Origin of the sequence: Phytohabitans maris (assembly GCF_031085175.1) — a bacterium.
Lineage (GTDB): Bacteria > Actinomycetota > Actinomycetes > Mycobacteriales > Micromonosporaceae > Phytohabitans > Phytohabitans maris.
The window spans coordinates 16,202-32,798 of the sequence record NZ_JAVHUY010000037.1 but is presented as its reverse complement, the minus strand read 5'-3'; the positions used below and the strand labels follow the sequence as shown (position 1 = coordinate 32,798).

The 16,597-nt window shown below is 67.6% G+C and carries 13 protein-coding genes and 1 pseudogene; 6 read left to right on the top strand and 8 right to left on the bottom strand.

From position 1 onward, the window contains the following. Positions 1 to 8: 8 nt before the first annotated feature. The 4 genes from RB614_RS31505 to RB614_RS31490 all read right to left on the bottom strand — a co-directional run bounded on the left by RB614_RS31505 (position 9) and on the right by RB614_RS31490 (position 4,699). Positions 9 to 1,634: an ABC transporter substrate-binding protein gene (locus RB614_RS31505; protein ID WP_308716320.1), complete on the bottom strand. Its 1,626-nt coding sequence runs from the start codon at positions 1,632 to 1,634 to the stop codon at positions 9 to 11. 308 nt (positions 1,635 to 1,942) lie between these two features. Further along, complete coding sequence (locus RB614_RS31500) at positions 1,943 to 2,578, bottom strand: TetR/AcrR family transcriptional regulator (RefSeq protein ID WP_308716319.1); 636 nt, start codon at positions 2,576 to 2,578, stop codon at positions 1,943 to 1,945. Between the two features lie 8 nt (positions 2,579 to 2,586). Beyond that, complete coding sequence (locus tag RB614_RS31495) at positions 2,587 to 3,552, bottom strand: ketopantoate reductase family protein (protein WP_308716318.1); 966 nt, start codon at positions 3,550 to 3,552, stop codon at positions 2,587 to 2,589. Further along, positions 3,527 to 4,699 (bottom strand): enolase C-terminal domain-like protein, encoded by a 1,173-nt coding sequence (locus tag RB614_RS31490; protein WP_308716317.1) that lies wholly within the window; start codon positions 4,697 to 4,699, stop codon positions 3,527 to 3,529. The genes RB614_RS31495 and RB614_RS31490 overlap by 26 nt, the downstream gene beginning before the upstream one ends. 208 nt (positions 4,700 to 4,907) lie before the next feature. Here RB614_RS31490 and RB614_RS31485 point away from each other — a divergent pair, with 208 nt between their 5' ends. The 5 genes and pseudogenes from RB614_RS31485 to RB614_RS31460 all read left to right on the top strand — a co-directional run. After that, complete coding sequence (locus tag RB614_RS31485) at positions 4,908 to 6,062, top strand: thiolase family protein (RefSeq protein ID WP_308716316.1); 1,155 nt, start codon at positions 4,908 to 4,910, stop codon at positions 6,060 to 6,062. Further along, positions 6,062 to 6,976: an enoyl-CoA hydratase-related protein gene (locus RB614_RS31480; protein WP_308716315.1), complete on the top strand. Its 915-nt coding sequence runs from the start codon at positions 6,062 to 6,064 to the stop codon at positions 6,974 to 6,976. The genes RB614_RS31485 and RB614_RS31480 overlap by 1 nt, the downstream gene beginning before the upstream one ends. A gap of 40 nt (positions 6,977 to 7,016) precedes the next feature. Beyond that, a complete protein-coding gene (locus RB614_RS31475) occupies positions 7,017 to 8,240 on the top strand; it encodes an acyl-CoA dehydrogenase family protein (RefSeq protein ID WP_308716374.1) in 1,224 nt (407 codons plus the stop codon). A 16-nt stretch (positions 8,241 to 8,256) separates the two neighbouring features. Then, positions 8,257 to 9,366: an acyl-CoA dehydrogenase family protein gene (locus RB614_RS31470; RefSeq protein WP_308716314.1), complete on the top strand. Its 1,110-nt coding sequence runs from the start codon at positions 8,257 to 8,259 to the stop codon at positions 9,364 to 9,366. A gap of 358 nt (positions 9,367 to 9,724) precedes the next feature. Further along, a pseudogene (locus RB614_RS31460) lies at positions 9,725 to 9,932 on the top strand (sigma factor); the annotation flags it as partial. Positions 9,933 to 10,357: 425 nt separating this feature from the next. Here RB614_RS31460 and RB614_RS31455 read toward each other — a convergent pair. From RB614_RS31455 to RB614_RS31440, 4 genes are all read right to left on the bottom strand, one after another. After that, entirely contained in the window at positions 10,358 to 11,020 is a 663-nt protein-coding gene (locus RB614_RS31455; RefSeq protein WP_308716313.1) for a hypothetical protein, read from the bottom strand. Between the two features lie 12 nt (positions 11,021 to 11,032). Next, a complete protein-coding gene (locus tag RB614_RS31450; RefSeq protein ID WP_308716312.1) occupies positions 11,033 to 11,446 on the bottom strand; it encodes an Imm10 family immunity protein in 414 nt (137 codons plus the stop codon). Between the two features lie 269 nt (positions 11,447 to 11,715). Further along, positions 11,716 to 12,132, bottom strand: a complete 417-nt coding sequence (locus RB614_RS31445; protein WP_308716311.1) for a hypothetical protein — start codon at positions 12,130 to 12,132, stop codon at positions 11,716 to 11,718. Positions 12,133 to 12,637: 505 nt separating this feature from the next. Then, the gene (locus RB614_RS31440) at positions 12,638 to 12,934 is read right to left on the bottom strand and encodes a hypothetical protein (RefSeq protein WP_308716376.1); all 297 of its coding nucleotides are present in this window, start codon (positions 12,932 to 12,934) and stop codon (positions 12,638 to 12,640) included. A 373-nt stretch (positions 12,935 to 13,307) separates the two neighbouring features. Between RB614_RS31440 and RB614_RS31435 the strand changes: the two genes are divergently transcribed. Continuing rightward, positions 13,308 to 16,592, top strand: coding sequence for a hypothetical protein (locus RB614_RS31435; protein WP_308716310.1), 3,285 nt, complete (start codon positions 13,308 to 13,310; stop codon positions 16,590 to 16,592). Positions 16,593 to 16,597: the final 5 nt, after the last annotated feature.

Genomic DNA, 16,597 nt, shown 5'->3' with positions numbered 1-16,597 from the left:
CACCCGATCTACTTCGCGTCGAGGTGCCAGAACGGCCCCGGGTAGGGGTTGCCTTCCATGAGGTTCCACGCCGCGACCTTCGGGCCGATGGCGTAGACGGCGTCGAGTGACACGACCGGAAGCCCGTAGAGCGTCTCGTGGAGCTTCCGGCTGATCTCGCCGGCGATCTTGGCCTGGTCGTCGCGCTTCACGGTCGAGCTCAACCGGGCGAACATCCCGTCGAGTTCGGCGTTCTTCACGGCCGAGTAACCGCCGGTCGACGTATAGAAGATGGACAGCTTCTCGGGGTCGGAGATCAGCAGGCCGGGGGTGCCCAGGATGACGGCGCCGGTCAGCTGGTGCTTCACCGCCTTGTCGAGATACGTGGCCGGATCCATCGCGTCCATGGTCACGTTGACGCCGATCTCCTTCCAGTACCCGATCACGGCCTCGGCGAACTTCTGCACGTCGGCGATGGCCGTCGTCTGGTTGTAGAGGTGCAGCGTGAAGGAGAGGTTGCTGGCTCCGGCCGCGGCGAGCAGTTGCTTGGCCTGATTCGGGTCGTACGGCCAGGCCTGCAGCGAGGTGTCGTTGCCCAGTGTCACCGGCAACGTCGCGTTGACGGTCACCGTGCCGAAACCGCGGTAGAGCGAATCGGCGATCGCCTTGCGGTCGATGGCCAGCATGAGCGCCTTGCGGACGTTGACGTCCTTGAGCTTCGAGTCGGCCTCGAACCAGTTGTCGACGAAGAACACGTTGGCCACGCTGGCCTGCTTCGAGGTCACCAGCTTGATCGTCGGGCTGCCCTGCAGCTGGGCCGCGCTGTTGGGGGTGAGGCCCTGCGCGATGTCGAGCTGCCCGGTCTGGATGCCGGAGAGCCGGCTGCTCTCGTCCGGAATAATCTTGAGAACGAGCTTGGAGAAGTTCGCGATCCGGTCCTTGTCCCAGAAGTCGTCGAACCGGGTCAGGGTCATGGAGTCGTTGAAGACCTGGGAGTCGAACTTCCACGGGCCGGCCGCGACCGGCTTCTTGCGGAACTCGGCCTCGCCGACCCGGTTGTAGTAGTCGGTGGCCACCGGGGCCGGGGTGTCGAAGACGAGGTTCGCATACGGCACCGTCGTCTTGATCTTGATTTCGTAGTCGTTCACGATCTCGACCGACGCGATCTTCTTGACGTAGGCGGCGTACGACGTGAAGGCGGGGTCCTTCACCCGGTTGATCGAGGTCTGCACGTCCTTGGCCGTGAAGGTCGAGCCGTCGTGCATCTTCACGCCCTCGCGCAGCTTGACGTCCCAGGTGAGGTCGTCCGTGCTGACCGACCACTCGGTGGCCAGGGCGGGAACCTGGCGCATGTCGAGCTCCTGGCGGATGAGGGGCTCGCCGACCGACCACTTGATCGGGTATGTGTTGCCACCCTCGTTGGCCAGCACCGGGTCCGCGTACTGCTGCTGCAGGGTGGCGACGCCGACGGTCAACGTCTGGTTGGTGGCGGACGCGGGAACCTCCGCACTGCCGCCGGCGCTGGGAGCGGCCGGGCCGTTGCAGGCGGCGACCAGGCTCAGTGCCAGGGCGCCGGCGGTGACGCGGGCGGTGAACTTGCCATATCGGAAGCGGGAGGAGCGGCCGGTGGCCGCGATCCGCCTGGGGTTCGGCATCTGTACTCCTTTGGTCCGCCGACAAGGGCGGGTGTGCGGTAAGACCAACAAAACCGCCTGAGGTCGTCGATCGGGACGTCAGCGGTCCCCCGAAACAGCAGCGAAATCAGTTGTTGACATGCATGTCAAGAGTGACCGCCGCCACGGGAGCTGTCAAGGGTGCTCCGGACAAGAGACAGGCTCGATCCGGCTTCGTCACGGGCCACAATTGTCCATTGTGGGCATTCGATTGTGCTTGCGCGCCAAGGGATTCACATACGGCCATGGCCGATGCGAGGGGGCGGAGCTATCGGGGTGTCGTTCCGGGATCAGCGAGCAGCGCGTAGGGTCTTGCGCCAGACGAAGGCCAGCGTGTCGACAAGCCGGTCCTCGTCGAAGTTCTTGTCGAGGCAGAACCACAGGTAGCAGGTGTACTCGAGCATCGCGCCGAGAACCTCGGCAATGTATTCGACATCCATGTCAGGATCGGTGAGCACGCCGCCGGCGCGCAGCCGCTGGATGCCCCGCTTCGTGCGCCTGACGAACGTGTCCCTTATGTCGAGGCGTAGCTCCCGCATCTCCGGAGAAAAGGTGCCCACCTGCTCGATCAGGCCGATCATCTTGGCGTGCGGCCGGTACGCCTGCACGAAGCGGCGCACGAGGTCGTGGATGCGTTCGTCGAAGCCGGTCGTGGGGATCGGCGTCGACATCGCCGCCAGCATCGCGTCGACCATGTCGTGCGCGACCGCCGAAAAGATGGCTTCCTTGGTGTCGAAGTAGGTGTAGAAGGTGCCATGCGAGACCTGCGCCTCCTTGACCACGTCGGTCACGCGGGTCTCGATGAATCCCTTGCGCTCGAAGACTCGACGGGCCGCGTCCAGGAGCGCCCGCTTGCGCGTCGCACCACGGTCGGTGAGTGGACCGTTGTCGCGACGTGCCTGCTGAACCTCGGTGGGACCGGGCATCTGATCTCCTATGTGGATGGAGCGCGGGGCACCGGCGGTGCCGGCGCCCGCACCGGAGACAGCGTCTCCAGCAGGTCGGTTGCCATCTGCGAAAAGGGTGCGTCTATATTATGAGACCGCGCAACCCGCGCCACCGCACCGCTGATCGCATCGTGTTCGAGCGGTCGCCCCGCCTGCCGGTCCTGCCACATCGAGGACCGCACCGTGTCCGGATAGGCGGCGAACTCGTCCAGCATCCGCTCGGCCAGGTCGGCCGGCAGCGCGGCCGACTGCGTGGCGGCGACCTTGCGGGCCTCGTCCACCAGGGCGGTGGCGATGCGTCGCAGTTCCGGGCGCCGGCCGATCTCCCGGACCGGCAGGTCGGTGATCGTGGAGATCGAATTGCCGACCAGGTTGTAGGCGAGCTTGGTCCACTGAGCGGCGGCGAAGTCGGTGACGACTTCGACCTTGAGCGACGTGGGCGCGGCCAGCGCGGCGAACCCTTCGCCACCGGGACCCGCCGGCACCCGGAGCACGCCGTCGAGGGTGTGCACCACCTGGCCCGGCCCGGTACGGCCGGCACCGTAGGTGACCAGCGCCGGAACGATCCGGCCCGGGTCGACGAACGGTGCCAGCCGCTCGTGGTGGCCGACCCCGTTCTGGGCCACCACTACGGTCGCGCCGGCCACCGCGGGCCGGCCGAGCCATCGCCCGACGCCGCCGACGTCGTAGGTCTTGGTTGCCACGACCACCCACGACAGCCCCGGTGGCCCTGGCAGCTCGCTCGGTTCGCGCACCACCGTCACGTCCGGCTCGGCCGGCTCGCCGCCGAGCGGGGTGAAGGTGAAGCGCTCGATCGGCCGCTGGGCCGCGATCAGTATCGTGGCGCCGGGCGCCTCCGCGAGCTTGGCTGCGATGAGCCCGCCGATCGCCCCGGCGCCGACGACGAGCACCCGCCCGGCCGCGCTCTCAGCTGAGCTGTTTGACGGTGGCATTGTCGATGACGTCCCAGTCGAGTTCGTAGCCCAGGCCCGGCGCCGTGGGCGCCCGCACATGACCGTCCGCGCCGACCTCGATGACGTCCTTCATGCCGAAGTCCAGTGGTCCGCGCGGGAAGGGCAGCTCGAAGAATTCGCAGTTGCGGACGGACAGGATGTAGTGCAGATGCGCGGCCTGCACCAGCGTCGAGCCGTATGAGTGCGGCTCCATCCGCCGGTTGTGCAACTCGGCCAACGCGCCGATCTTGCGCAGCCCGGTGATGCCGCCGATGATGTCGCCGACCGCCCGCAGGCCGTCACAAGCGCCCTGGGACAGATAGTGGGCGAAGGTCCATGGGCCACGGGCCGTCGACTCCCCCATCAGCACCGGCACGTCGAGCACCTGGCACAGCTGCACGAACCCGGCCACGTCGTCGTCGCGCATCGGGTCCTCGTACCAGTGGAAGCCGAGTCGCTCGATCTCGCGCCCGACCCGCACCGCGTCGTGCCAGTCGTAGGCACTCGTCGCATCGAGCATGAGCGTGAATTCGTCGCCGACGGCGGCCCGGGCGGCTCGACACGCCTCGATGTCCTTGTCGGGCGTCGCGGCCGCGTGCAGCTTGACGCCGTGCAGGCCCTGCTCCTTGCACCTGACCGCGATCTGCGCATAGTCCTGCGCGTCCTTCTGGGTCTCGGTCGTGATGTAGACCGGAACCCGGTCGCGATACGCCCCGAGCAGCTCGTACACCGGGCGGCCGGCCGCCTTCCCGGCGATGTCCCACAGGGCGATGTCGATGTTGCTGGCCGCCTTGGGGGAGATCATGTAGCGGCTGAACGCCATCAGCTCGTGCCAGAGCTTCTCCCGCTGGAACGGATGGGCGCCGATGAGGAGCGGTTTGAAGAAGTGCATGGCCGACTCGGCGATCTCGTTCGGCGCGGCCGGCAGCCACGAGGTCGATACACCGGTGATGCCCTCGTCGGTATCGATCTCGAATACCGTCATCGTCAGCTGGACCGGCGGGATGTCCTCGCGCCACTGGAAGACGAACTCGGGCGGTGCGACGACGCGGGTCCGGAGGTCTGTGATCTTCATTGGTACCCTCCAGGTGCGCTTTCCTGTGAATGGCGTCACTGACCGGAAACGTAAGCCCGACTTGACATGCATGTCAAGGGAGTGTTTCGGGCCGGAAATCGGCGACGCGGAGGCGTCCCACCAGCGAACGATGCGACCACCGGCGCCCAGCCTTGACCCGATGCGCCCACACTTCTACGCTCCTTAGCGAGCGCTAAGTAAATCCACTCGATCTTGGGACGTGGCGACAGCGCACCCGTAACGGATGCGGACCGGCGCCCCCGGGACAGGAAGGAACGCCATGGCCGAGGCGGTCATCATCGACGTCGTCAGGACGGCGTCGGGGCGAGGAAAGCCCGGCGGGGCACTGTCGGGGACACACCCGGCGGAGCTGCTGGCCACGGTCATCCGGACCCTGGTCGAGCGCAACGGCCTCGCCGGGACCGAAATCGACGATGTCATCGCCGGCTGCGTCGGCCAGGTCGGCGACCAGGCGCTCAACATCGCCCGCACGGCCACGCTGGTCGCCGGGCTGCCCGAGGAGGTGCCGGCCACCACCGTCGACCGACAATGCGGTTCCAGCCAGCAAGCGGTGCACTTCGCTGCGCAGGGCGTGCTGGCCGGCGCCTACGACGTGGCCATCGCCTGCGGCGTGGAGAGCATGAGCCGCGTGCCGATGGGCTCGGCCAACGCCGGCGGCGACCCGCTCGGCCCTCTCGCCGCCCGCTTTCCCGAAGGCCTGGTGAACCAGGGCGTCTCCGCCGAGATCATCGCCGCCCGCTGGAAGTTCTCCCGGGCACAGCTCGACGAATACTCGGCCCGCTCGCACCAGCGCGCCGCTACGAGCGACTTCCGGCGCGAGGTGGTGCCCGTCGGCGGCCACACGGTCGATGAGACCATCCGGCCGGGGACGACGATCGAGGCGCTGGCCGGGCTGCGGCCGTCGTTCCGGACCGACGAGCTGGCCGGCCGATTCCCCGAGATCGGTTGGCACATCACCCCGGGGAACTCGTCGCCGCTGACCGACGGGGCGTCGGCCGCCCTCATCATGAGCACCGGCAAGGCCCATGCGCTCGGGCTGACCCCGAGGGCCCGATTCGCCGGCTTCGCAATCACCGGCAGCGATCCCCTTCTCATGCTGACCGGTGTCATTCCGGCCACCACCCGCGTGCTCGCCCGGTCCGGGCTTTCCATCGACGACATCGACGCGTTCGAGGTCAACGAGGCGTTCGCGCCCGTGCCGCTGGCCTGGGCGCAGGAGTTCAACGTCGACCAGGCACGGCTCAACCCCCGCGGCGGGGCGATCGCCCTCGGCCACCCACTCGGTGGCTCCGGCACGCGGCTGCTGACCACGCTGCTGCACCACCTCGAGGACACCGGCGGGCGCTACGGCCTGCAGACCATGTGCGAGGGCGGCGGGATGGCCAACGCCACCGTCATCGAGCGGGTCAGCTGATGGACGGTCACGTTCGCTACGAGGTGTCCGACCACGTCGCGATTGTCACGCTCGACCGGCCGGCGTCGCTCAACGCGTTCACCGACCGGATGGAGGCGGAGCTGATCGAGTGCTTCCACCGGTCGGACGCCGACGACGCCGTCCGGGCGGTGATCCTCACCGGCGCCGGGCGGGCCTTCTGCGCCGGCATGGACCTCACCCCCGGAGAGTCCGGCGGCGGCACGTTCGAGACCTGGCGGACCAGTCCCGACGCCCCAGCCGATACCCAGTTCGAGCTGCCGGGGCACGCACTGCCGGTACGGCGCGACGGCGGCGGCCGGGTGGTGCTGCGCATCTTCGAGTCGCTCAAGCCGGTGATCGCCGCCGTCAACGGGCACGCGATCGGTGTCGGCATCACCATGACGCTGCCGTGCGACATCCGGATCCTGGCCGAAGACGCCAAGGTCGGATTCCCGTTCACCCGCCGCGGGCTGGTGCCGGAGTCGTGCTCGTCGTGGTTCCTGCCCCGCGTGGTGCCGATGTGGCAGGCGATGGAGTGGATGCTGACCGGTCGGGTGTTCGACGCCGGCGAGGCTCTGGCCGGCGGGCTGGTGCGCAGCCTGCACCCGGCCGGCGAGGTGCTGACCGCCGCCCTGGGCCTGGCCGACGAGATCGCACGGCACGCCGCGCCGGTGTCAGCGGCGCTGACCCGGCGACTGCTGTGGCAGATGCTGACCGTCGACCACCCGATGACCGCGCACGAGATGGAGACCCACGCGCTGAACCTGCGCGGGATAAGCGACGATGCCGGCGAGGGCATCGCCGCGTTCCTGCACAAGCGCGAACCGGCCTTCACGGACCGCGTCTCCCGCCACCTGCCGCCGGTCCTGCCGGACGGCCGGACCTTCACCCCGCCGGGGGCCCGGCGTGACTGACCTCCGGCTTTCGCCGCGCGGCGCCGAGCTGTGTGCGTCCATGGTGGACTTCATGCGCGACTGTGTCTTCCCCGCCGAGCGGGCCTACCACGACCACCGGGCCGAGCACGGCGAACACGACCACAGCGTGCCGCCGGTGGTCGAGGAACTCAAGCGGGAGGCCAAACGGCGCGGCCTATGGAACCTGTTCCTGCCCGCAACCTCTGGCATCGATCAGCTTGACTACGCGGCCATCGCCGAGCTGTCGGGCTGGAGCCCGGAACTGGCACCGGAGGCGATCAACGGCCAGGCGCCGGACACCGGCAACATGGAGCTGCTGCACCTCTTCGCCACCCCCGAGCAGCGCGAGCGCTGGCTCGAACCATTGCTCGACGGGCGGATCCGGTCGGCTTTCGCGATGACCGAGCCCGACGTGGCCAGCAGTGACGCCACCAACATCACCACCGCCATCCGCCGCGACGGCGACGACTATGTGATCGACGGCCGCAAGTGGTGGATCAGCGGCCTGGCCGACCCCCGCTGCGAACTCCTCGTCGTGATGGGCAAGACCGACCCGGGGGCGCCCGCCCACCGGCAGCAGTCGATGGTCCTGGTCCCCGCCGGTACCCCGGGCATCGTCGTCCACCGCGACCTGCCCGTCTTCGGACGGCATGACCAGCACGGCCGCTGCGAGGCGAGCTTCGAGCGGGTCCGCGTGCCGGCGACGCACCTGCTCGGCCGGGAGGGCGACGGCTTCGCTATGGCCCAGGCGCGCCTCGGGCCCGGCCGGATCCACCACTGCATGCGAGCACTCGGCGCGGCCGAGCGTGCCCTGGCTATGCTGATCCGGCGAGCCAGGCAGCGGGTCGCATTCGGCGGTCCGCTCATCGAGCGCGAGTCGATCCAGCGCGACATCGCCGAGTCGCGGGTCGCCATCGATCAGGGCCGGCTGCTGTGCCAGGCCGCGGCCAGGACGATCGACCTGGCCGGCAACAAGGCGGCCGCCGCCCAGATCTCCATGGTCAAGCTGATCGTGCCGCGGGTGGTCACCCAGGTCATCGACCGGGCCATCCAGGTGCACGGCGCCGCCGGGGTCAGTGACGACGTGCCACTCGCCGCCATGTGGGGTTGGCACCGGGCGATGCGGATCTTCGACGGCCCGGACGAGATACACGCCCGCACGGTGGCCCGCTCGGAGCTCAAGACGACGCCCCTGTTCGACCTCGACGTCACCCTCACCGGAAGGATGCCTCATGAAACGCAACCTCTACACCGCCGACCATGAGCAGTTCCGCGAGGTCGTGCGCGAGTTCGTGACCCGGGCCGTGGTCGGCAATCTGCAGCGCTGGGACCGCGACCGCCTCATCGACCGCGACGTGTGGCTGGCCGCCGGCAAGCAGGGGGTCATCGGCCTCAGCACGCCCGAGGAGTACGGCGGCGCCGGGCAGCACGGGGACTACCGGTACCGCAACATCGTGCTGGAGGAGCTCGCCAAGGTTCACGCCACCGCGCTGGCGTCGAGCTTCTCACTCCAGGACGACATCGCGATCCCCTACATCAGGGCCCTGGGCACCGCCGCACAGAAGCAGCGCTGGCTGCCGTCGATGGCGTCCGGCGAGCGCATCGGCGCCATCGCGATGACCGAGCCCGGCACCGGCAGCGACCTGCGCGCCCTACGCACCTCCGGCCGGGAGGTCGACGGCGGCTGGATCGTCAACGGCGCCAAGACATTCATCACCAGCGGCATCAACGCCGACCTGGTAATCACGGTCGTGCGCACCGCGCCCGAAGGCGGCAGCCGCGGCTTCAGCCTTTTGATCGTGGAGCGCGACATGCCGGGCTTCGCCCGGGGGCGCAGGCTCGACAAGATCGGCCTGCACGCCCAGGACACGGCGGAACTCTTCTATGACGACGTGTTCGTGCCGGACGAAAACGTCCTGGGCGAGCTCGGCGGCGGCCTCAAGCAGCTGGCCAGCCTACTCCCGCTCGAACGGCTGTCCATCGCCGCCCACGCGGTCGCGGCCGCCACTGCCGTACTCGCCGACACCGTCGCCTACACCAACGAGCGCCACGCCTTCGGCCAGCCAATCGCCGACTTCCAGAACACCCGCTTCGAGCTGGCCTCGATGGTGACCGAGATCGACGTGACCCGTGCCTATGTCGACCAGGCAATCCTCGCCCACGGCGAAGGCGAGCTGTCCATCGTGGACGCCGCCAAGGCCAAGCTGTTCGCGTCGGAGATGCAGAACCGCGTCATCGACCGCTGCCTACAACTGCACGGCGGTTACGGCTACATGCTGGAGTTCCCGGTTGGCCGGGCCTACCAGGACGCCCGCGTCCAGCGCATCTTCGGCGGCGCCAACGAGATCATGAAGGAAATCATCGGGCGCGACCTCGTCGGCCGTCGATAGTCGACGCAAACCGGTCAGTGTTCTGTGACCTGCCCCGCGGCAACCACGAGGCGCGTGTGGTGAGTAACGTGTCCAGCATCCGCCGGTCATGGGTGACCAGCAGGACCGTGCCGGGGTAAGCGGCCAGCGCTGACTCCAACTGCTCGAAGCGGGTAGGTCCAGGTGGTCGGTGGGCTCGTCCAGCCCAGTCGATCCGAAGAGGTGGTAAGCGACCACGCGGAGTGACCCTGTGCACAGCTTTGCAGCATGACCTGGGTAGACGTTTCCGCAGACCGTTGTCGTCGAAGCTTGAGCCACATTGGTGGACGAGGAGACGACACAACCCAACCTCGACGAGGCGGCCGCTCATGGTGCGCCTCGGGATCGCCTGATCGCGCAGGGCCTGCCGCTGGCATCCCGGCTCGCGCACGGTACCGGGGCCGGGGCGAGCCGCTCGACGACCTGGAGCAGGTTGCGCGGCTCAGCCTGGCCAAGGCGATCGACTGGTACGACCCGGAACGAGGTTCGTCCACAGCGTTCGCGGCCATCAGGATCCTCGCGAAATCCGCGAGCTCTTCCGCGACCGACGCCGTGAAGATCCGTTGACGCAGACGCCGTACGCTGTCCTCGACCGCCCGTCAGTCCACGGCCTGCCAGTCGACAACCTCGCCCTCCGGTCCGTTCACCACACCAGCATCGCCCACCGCGGCGTCCGCGGTCGGCGTCTGCTCCAGCGTGGCGTCCAACATGCCCTTCGGTTAAGGCTCCATGGCCATCGTTGCTTCACCGGCTCACCTGGCCCACGTCAGCTCCCTTTCGGGCCGGGCACGCGCTCGTATCCGGCCACTTGGCCCCCGGCAGCTGGTGAAGGTCAGCCGTGCACCGGGTGTTCCTGCTGCCTTTCGGCCGCCGGCGTTCGGTCGGGTAGGACCGGCGGGTTGCCCCGCCGATCCCCCTTAGAACCGTGCGTGCCACTCATCGCGGCACACGGCTCAAGCAGATCCTTAAGGCGTCACGCTGACTGGTTCTGGCCGTTCTGCCGATTGCTTGGGAACCGTGTCCGGCAGAACGAGTGAGTCAGGCGGATTTCCGGCGGCGAGCCAACTTTCGCTGTGGTGATCCAACCTCTGCCGATCCCCATCATCGTTGTCCGCAGCCACCGTTCCCACTCGCGGAGCGAGTCCGGTGGCTCGTTGGCATACAAGAGCATTCCTCCGCACGCGGGGCATCGGCCCCGTTGAGCCCACAGACGCCGATAGGCTTGCGCGCTCAGCAGCGTGCGTTGGTGCTTCCTGCGACGGTCGGCCCAGTAATGGGTCATGGTCGGGTCGTCCGGAGACGCCGTTCCCGCGACCATCTTGTGCCGCCGGATCTTGGTCCAGGAGAAATACGGCAGGAAGCGACCGCTGTCGCGAACGTAGGCAGCGGGTGAGTGCGGCAAGATCTGGTCGACCACGCAGACCCGGTAGAAACCGACCACGACCGACAGCCGCCGCGAACGGTCGAGGGCTGGTAGCAGCGGACGTCCTGCGACCAGCGCCACGTACCGCTCAATGTCGGCGCGGACCGCAGTGAGCGGGCCGAGTTCCATGGCGGTGCACCAGCGCAGGAAGACCCGAAGATCGGACTCGGTATGGATCCGGGTCTGGCCGCGGTAGCGACCCAGCAGCGGCACATGCGGTCAGCATCAGACGTCCAGCCGGCGTGGGACGGCATCACGCCTGCCAGAGGTCAGCACCCTGAGCAGGCCCCGACCAAGCAGATCCAGTTGGTGGGCTGGCAGGTCCAAGACGAAACGCTGCTCGACCGGCAGGCCCAACCCGTCTGCCGCGTCTTCGGCGAGCACGAGCCGCAACTCGCGGCCCCTGATCTCGCACTCGCGCACTCCGCCATAGTGGGTAGCCTGGCCCGGGCCGACCACCAGGCAGTACGTGTCCATTCCAAGCTCGATCTCTTGCTCGTCGTCGGCGTCGTAGCACTCCATGAACAACAACGACCAGGACTCGGCATCCGTGGTCTCGCGGACGCCCACCACGTAGACGTCACTGTCATCCTCGCCAGCATCACGCAGCACACGCGGCGGCGAACCGTTGTCGCCCACAGGTCTCCTTCCAAGAGCCGCCGACCGTAGACGAGTAGTGCGCCCAGGCGCAGCCACGTGATCGTAGACCGTCCCAAATTCGGACGACCGCGCGTCGACCTCTTCCGCACGTCAGACACACGCCGCGACGCCCAGTCAGCGGCAGAGAACCGTGTCGCAGAGCCGCGGTCGCGAATCAAGCCACGCAGCGGACATCGAAACCACTATCCGCACATCGGCTATGACAGTAAGTCGATGGTCGTCCACCGCCAGCGCGCGGTGACCTCTCGTTAGACGGGAGGGGTACCTGGGTTCGGTGGCATTCGGTGCGCGGCCGCACGGGTGGCCAGGGCGTCGGACCTGCGCAGGACGAACAGCGTCGTCAACGCGATCACGCTCGGCCCCGACAGCGCCGCGGCGAGCCATGGCTGACCGTGCACGCCGACGATGACGGCGCCGGTCAGCATGGTCATGCTGACCAAGAAGCCGGCACCCAAACCAACCAGGTACAGCACGTGCGCGCGCCTGGCCTGCGACTCCTCGTGTTTGAGCTGTGCCGAACGCAGGCGCCACTCGTGTTCGCGGCACAGTTCCGGCTCCAGTGCTCGCAGCGCGGCCTGCAGCTCGTCGGCCGGCAGCGCCGTGGCCAATCGCCTGGCTAGCTCGAGCCCAGCCGGCGAGATCGGAGTGCTCAGCTCGGCGCTCACCGGTCACTTCCGGCAGCCGGCACCGATGGTCCCAGCCGGACAAACAAGGCGTCGAGCGCGATGACGACCCGGACGGCCGCGCCGTCAAAGGCGGCCAGAGCGGCACGGGCGTCGACTCGCTTCCGCAACTGCGAGCGGTCGTCCGTCGACTCCTCGGCAGATCCCGAAGCTTCCACGGGCACTCGGTCGCCCCGGGCTCCCGCCGCTCCCCGCTGCGGCAACCAGGGCTTCGGTCTGGAGCAACAGCCAGGCCGCACACCCCCGGAGTACTCCCTCGGTGATCCGAGGGGCGATAGGGCCAGAGCGAGGCCACTCACGAGCATGGCAACCATGAGACCGAGCAGTGCGCCGCTGAACCGGCCAGTGGGCGCCCCGTTCCAGGTCACCCATATCCGGTAGATCAAGTCCGGGGTGCCGCTCGATGGAGCTGGGCGCTCCACCGAGTCGTCAGCGCAGGAGCGTCGTCGACTCACCCTCGACGGCCGTCGATGGTCATGAACGTCCATCAGCCCTGATCCAGTTCCGCGGCGGCCATATGCGCGATCTCCTGGCCCCTGCGGAATCCGCGAAAGTAGCCGGTAAGGTGTACGGCGATCGACTGCGCGTCGCGGACTATACGGAGTGGTCGCCGCGACCGCCTGGGGATCGGAACCTGGTCGAGATAAGCCCCTGGTATGCGTCTCGGCAATCCGTCCGACTTGCCGATCAGCTCGCGCAATTCACGAGCGGCGACGCTGTACGGCTCACCGGTCACGGCCATCCTTGCCCGGATGGCGCGCTTCTGGCTGCGGTTGCTTGTCACGACCCGTCCCTCAGCAGACCCACACTCCGCCAGGGCGTAGAACCAGCCATACCATGATGCGCGAGTCAGAGACCCTTGTCCCAAAGTTCCGGGAGTGTGGGTCACCGGAGCCTGGACCAGGCGGGCGCATGCAGCCAAGCGGCAGCATAGCGGATCCCTCATGATCGAGATAGTTTGCCGCTCAGGTCGGTCATGTCGGAGACGACATCGGTTGGCGATCGCGCGTCGTCTGCTCCGGCCGGGCAGAACTCAGCCAGCAGCCTCTGATAGGGCTTGGCGGCTCGGTGCCGGTCTCGTCATTTGGAACGGCGGTCTGCGTCAGAATGGGTTGCGGGCTACTGCCCGGCGGCTATGTCAACGAAGGATGCGAGCTATGTCAGCAGCCGAGGTGGGCAGCTTTGAGCTGGTGCCGTTCGAGCCTCGCGAACGGGAGATCCACCGGTTGCTGGGGTTGATGGGTGGCGCGCCGGCCGACCAGTACGGTGACGCGATCTGCATCCTGCGCGGGACGCCGCCACTGCGGACTCGCTCGCACCTGCTCGCCCATATGGCTCGAGAGATCGAGTCGGCGCTGCGTGGGCTCCTCTGGTCACTCGTTCCGGTCGAGTTGCGGCAGAAGCTGGAGGCTGAGAAGCCTGAAGGTCAACGAGACCCCGAGCGTGCGTTGGTCATCAACGCGATCTGCTCTGCGCTCGGATTCGACGACGGCGACCCGATCCGTTCGCTCTGGAAAAAGTCCGGGACGTGGCACGATGCCGCCCACCGCGCCGCCCTACTCGCCCCGCGCCCGACCGACGCGGATCTCATCGAACGATGGGAGCAGCTGGGGGCAGTGCTCAAGGTGGTACTGCGCGCCTACGAGGGGGCGTTCATCCGAGCCCTGCCCATGATTGACGAGCTCGCGGCTGCCGATCAGGTCACGAAGAAGGATGTCTCGCGGCTGCTGAGTCAGGTGCCCAACAGCGTGCCGGCGTTGAACCGTTTCTTCGACCAGGCCACGCCATCCTGGTTCCCTAAGCTTCGGGAAAAGGGCTACTTCCAGTCGCCTGCGCCGTTGCGGCCGACCGAGGACGGCGTGGTGGTCTACACGCCTTGGCCGCCGGGACGCTACCTCGTCCGGATGATGCAAGAACCGGATCTCGTGCAGCATGTCGTGGAGGTCGTCTCCCGGTTGGACACCGACAACCCTGAAGCGTCCGAAACGATCGCTGACGTTGCGCTCGCTGCACCTGCTGCGCTTGCGCGTCCCTTAGCCGCGAAGATCGCCCTGCTGCTCCGATCACCCGCGCAGTGGGCCTTACCGTCGAAGGCGATCGAGTTGCTCCCGAAACTGGTTGCCGATGGCCAGCTCGATGAAGCGGCCGCGATCTTGACTGAGATGCTGCCCGCACCCGTACGGCGAGGCGCAAGCGGTGGATACATTCCAGGCGATCTCGTCCGCCGGCTGTTTCCTCAGATGGGGACCCCTGGAGTGGCCGCGGTCGCGGCTCGCCTCGCGCAGCAGGGCGACAGCCGGTTCGAGCAGAGTCACTCCCGTATCTGGTGGCCGGATATCACGTCAGACCGGACCTTCGGGCCACGCGACAGGCTGGTGACCGTGCTGCGTGACGCCGCGACCTTGGTTGCCGCCGACGCCGGACCAGCGCAGGTCATCCGCGTACTGGAAGCGCATTCAGGCGGCATCTTTCGCCGGTTGGCACTACACGTCCTCCTACTTGCCCCGGAGCCAGAACTAGTCAGCCAGCGGCTGACAGATCCGACTCTGCTTCAGGATCGTGACTGCTTCGTTGAGTTCGGGCAGCTCCTACGCGCACATTTCACGGGCCTGCAGCCCGAGGACCGCGCACGCATCACGACACTGATCGACGAAGGCCCCACCCATACCGACGATCCAGCCGCGATCAAACGGTGGAAGGCGCGGCAGCTCGCGCGCTTCGGTGAGGTCCTTCCCGAGGCGTACACGGCTAAGCGGGACGCGCTGGTCCAGGAACTCGGCGAACCCGACGTCAATGAGGTGTTCGAGTTCACGGCCCGCAAAGGCGCAGATCTGGCGGGCATACCGTTGCCGGCCCTAGACGACATGGCCGACGACGCGCTCATCTCGGTGCTGACGAGTTGGACGCCGACTGGCAGGGGGTCCGAACCGGGCAGAGATGACCTCCGGCAACGGATTGAAGCCGCCACCATTGGAAACCCGCGCCGCTTCGCCGCACTAGCGCCACGCTTCACCGAGTTGGACCCTACCTATGCCCGCGGCCTGCTCGCGGGCCTGCGCCAGGCCACTCGATCTGCCCCCGATCGAGAAGGGTCCACCGACTCGGTCTTCGACTGGGAACCCGTACTCGCCTTCGCCGCAGCGTCCCTGACCCAGCCTCGGCTGCTGCCGGGACGACCGGAAATCGGCGACAGCGACCAGGACCCGGGCTGGAGTTGGGCCTGGCAAGAGCTGGCGGAACTGATAACCGACGGCCTGTACAGCCACATCCCGACGAGGCTGCTCGATCAGACGTTCACCGTGATCGAGCGACTCCTCGACGACCCGGATCCGGCTGACAGCAAAAGCGCGGAATACGCCGGCGGCTCACCCCTGGAGACGGCGGTCAACAGCGTCCGCGGCAACGCATGGCTCGCACTTGTGCAGTACGCCATTCGTCGGCACGATCCCGCCGCACCCACCCTCGCGCCTGCCGTCCGACAGCTCCTCAGCAGACACCTCGATCCGGCGACCGAGCCGAGTCCAGCTATCCAAAGTCTCTACGGCTACAAGATCAACCTTTTGAGGGAGCTGGACGAGTCATGGACCAGCCAATCGATCAGGCAGGTCTTCCCCCGCACGACCGACGCGGGCATCGGTTCGGTTGCCTGGCACACCTACGTGCAGTACGGCCGAAAGTCCCCCCAGACAGCGGCCCTGCTGCTGCCACTGTACGAAGAACACACCGCCGCCCTCGCCAAGGCCCCGGAAGCCGTCCCGTCCACGGGCGGTTCGCGAGAAGACCAGCCGGAGGATCACCTTATGCAGCATCTCGCGCTGCTCTACCGACACGGCGTGATCCCACCCGAAGCAGACTGGCTCGACCAGTTCTTCGAACACGCACCGCTACACCTGCGAGCACAGCTCATCGAGAGCATCGGCCTGCAACTCCATGAATCCGATCCCCTCGAGCAGGACGAGACCGACCGGCTCAAGGACCTCTGGGACAAGCGGCTCCATGCCGCCACCCAGGGCGGCGAGCCGGCAGAGCTCAGCGGATTCGGCTACTGGTTCAGCTCCGGGAATCTTCCCGATGACTGGGCACTCGCCCAGCTCAACCAAGCCCTCGCCACCGGGGCGACCCTCTCAGCCAGCGACGACATCGCCGAACGGCTCGCAACGCTCGCCCCAGACACGCTGAAGGACACCGTGACCGCTATCGCAGGGCTGATAGATGCACCTGACCGTCCCTGGTTCATCACCGGCGCCCGGACGGCCATCGCCACCGTACTCCGCAAAGGCCTGGAATCGGACAACCCCGAAACGCAGCAACTCGCCCAGCAGACCACAAGCCGGCTCCTCGCCCGCGGTCACACCGGCTTCACGAACCTCGTCGAACGTCAGCGGACGACGCAACCTCAGCCGCAGTCGCAGCTAAATCCCAACCACATTGACCCAACCTGACCAGT

Excerpts from the sequence above, each read along its gene's own strand:
- RB614_RS31505 (WP_308716320.1), bottom strand. The coding sequence starts at position 1,634 with ATGCCGAACCCCAGGCGGATCGCGGCCACCGGCCGCTCCTCCCGCTTC.
- RB614_RS31500 (WP_308716319.1), bottom strand. The coding sequence starts at position 2,578 with ATGCCCGGTCCCACCGAGGTTCAGCAGGCACGTCGCGACAACGGTCCA.
- RB614_RS31495 (WP_308716318.1), bottom strand. The coding sequence starts at position 3,552 with ATGCCACCGTCAAACAGCTCAGCTGAGAGCGCGGCCGGGCGGGTGCTC.
- RB614_RS31490 (WP_308716317.1), bottom strand. The coding sequence starts at position 4,699 with ATGCATGTCAAGTCGGGCTTACGTTTCCGGTCAGTGACGCCATTCACA.
- RB614_RS31485 (WP_308716316.1), top strand. The coding sequence starts at position 4,908 with ATGGCCGAGGCGGTCATCATCGACGTCGTCAGGACGGCGTCGGGGCGA.
- RB614_RS31480 (WP_308716315.1), top strand. The coding sequence starts at position 6,062 with ATGGACGGTCACGTTCGCTACGAGGTGTCCGACCACGTCGCGATTGTC.
- RB614_RS31475 (WP_308716374.1), top strand. The coding sequence starts at position 7,017 with ATGGTGGACTTCATGCGCGACTGTGTCTTCCCCGCCGAGCGGGCCTAC.
- RB614_RS31435 (WP_308716310.1), top strand. The coding sequence starts at position 13,308 with ATGTCAGCAGCCGAGGTGGGCAGCTTTGAGCTGGTGCCGTTCGAGCCT.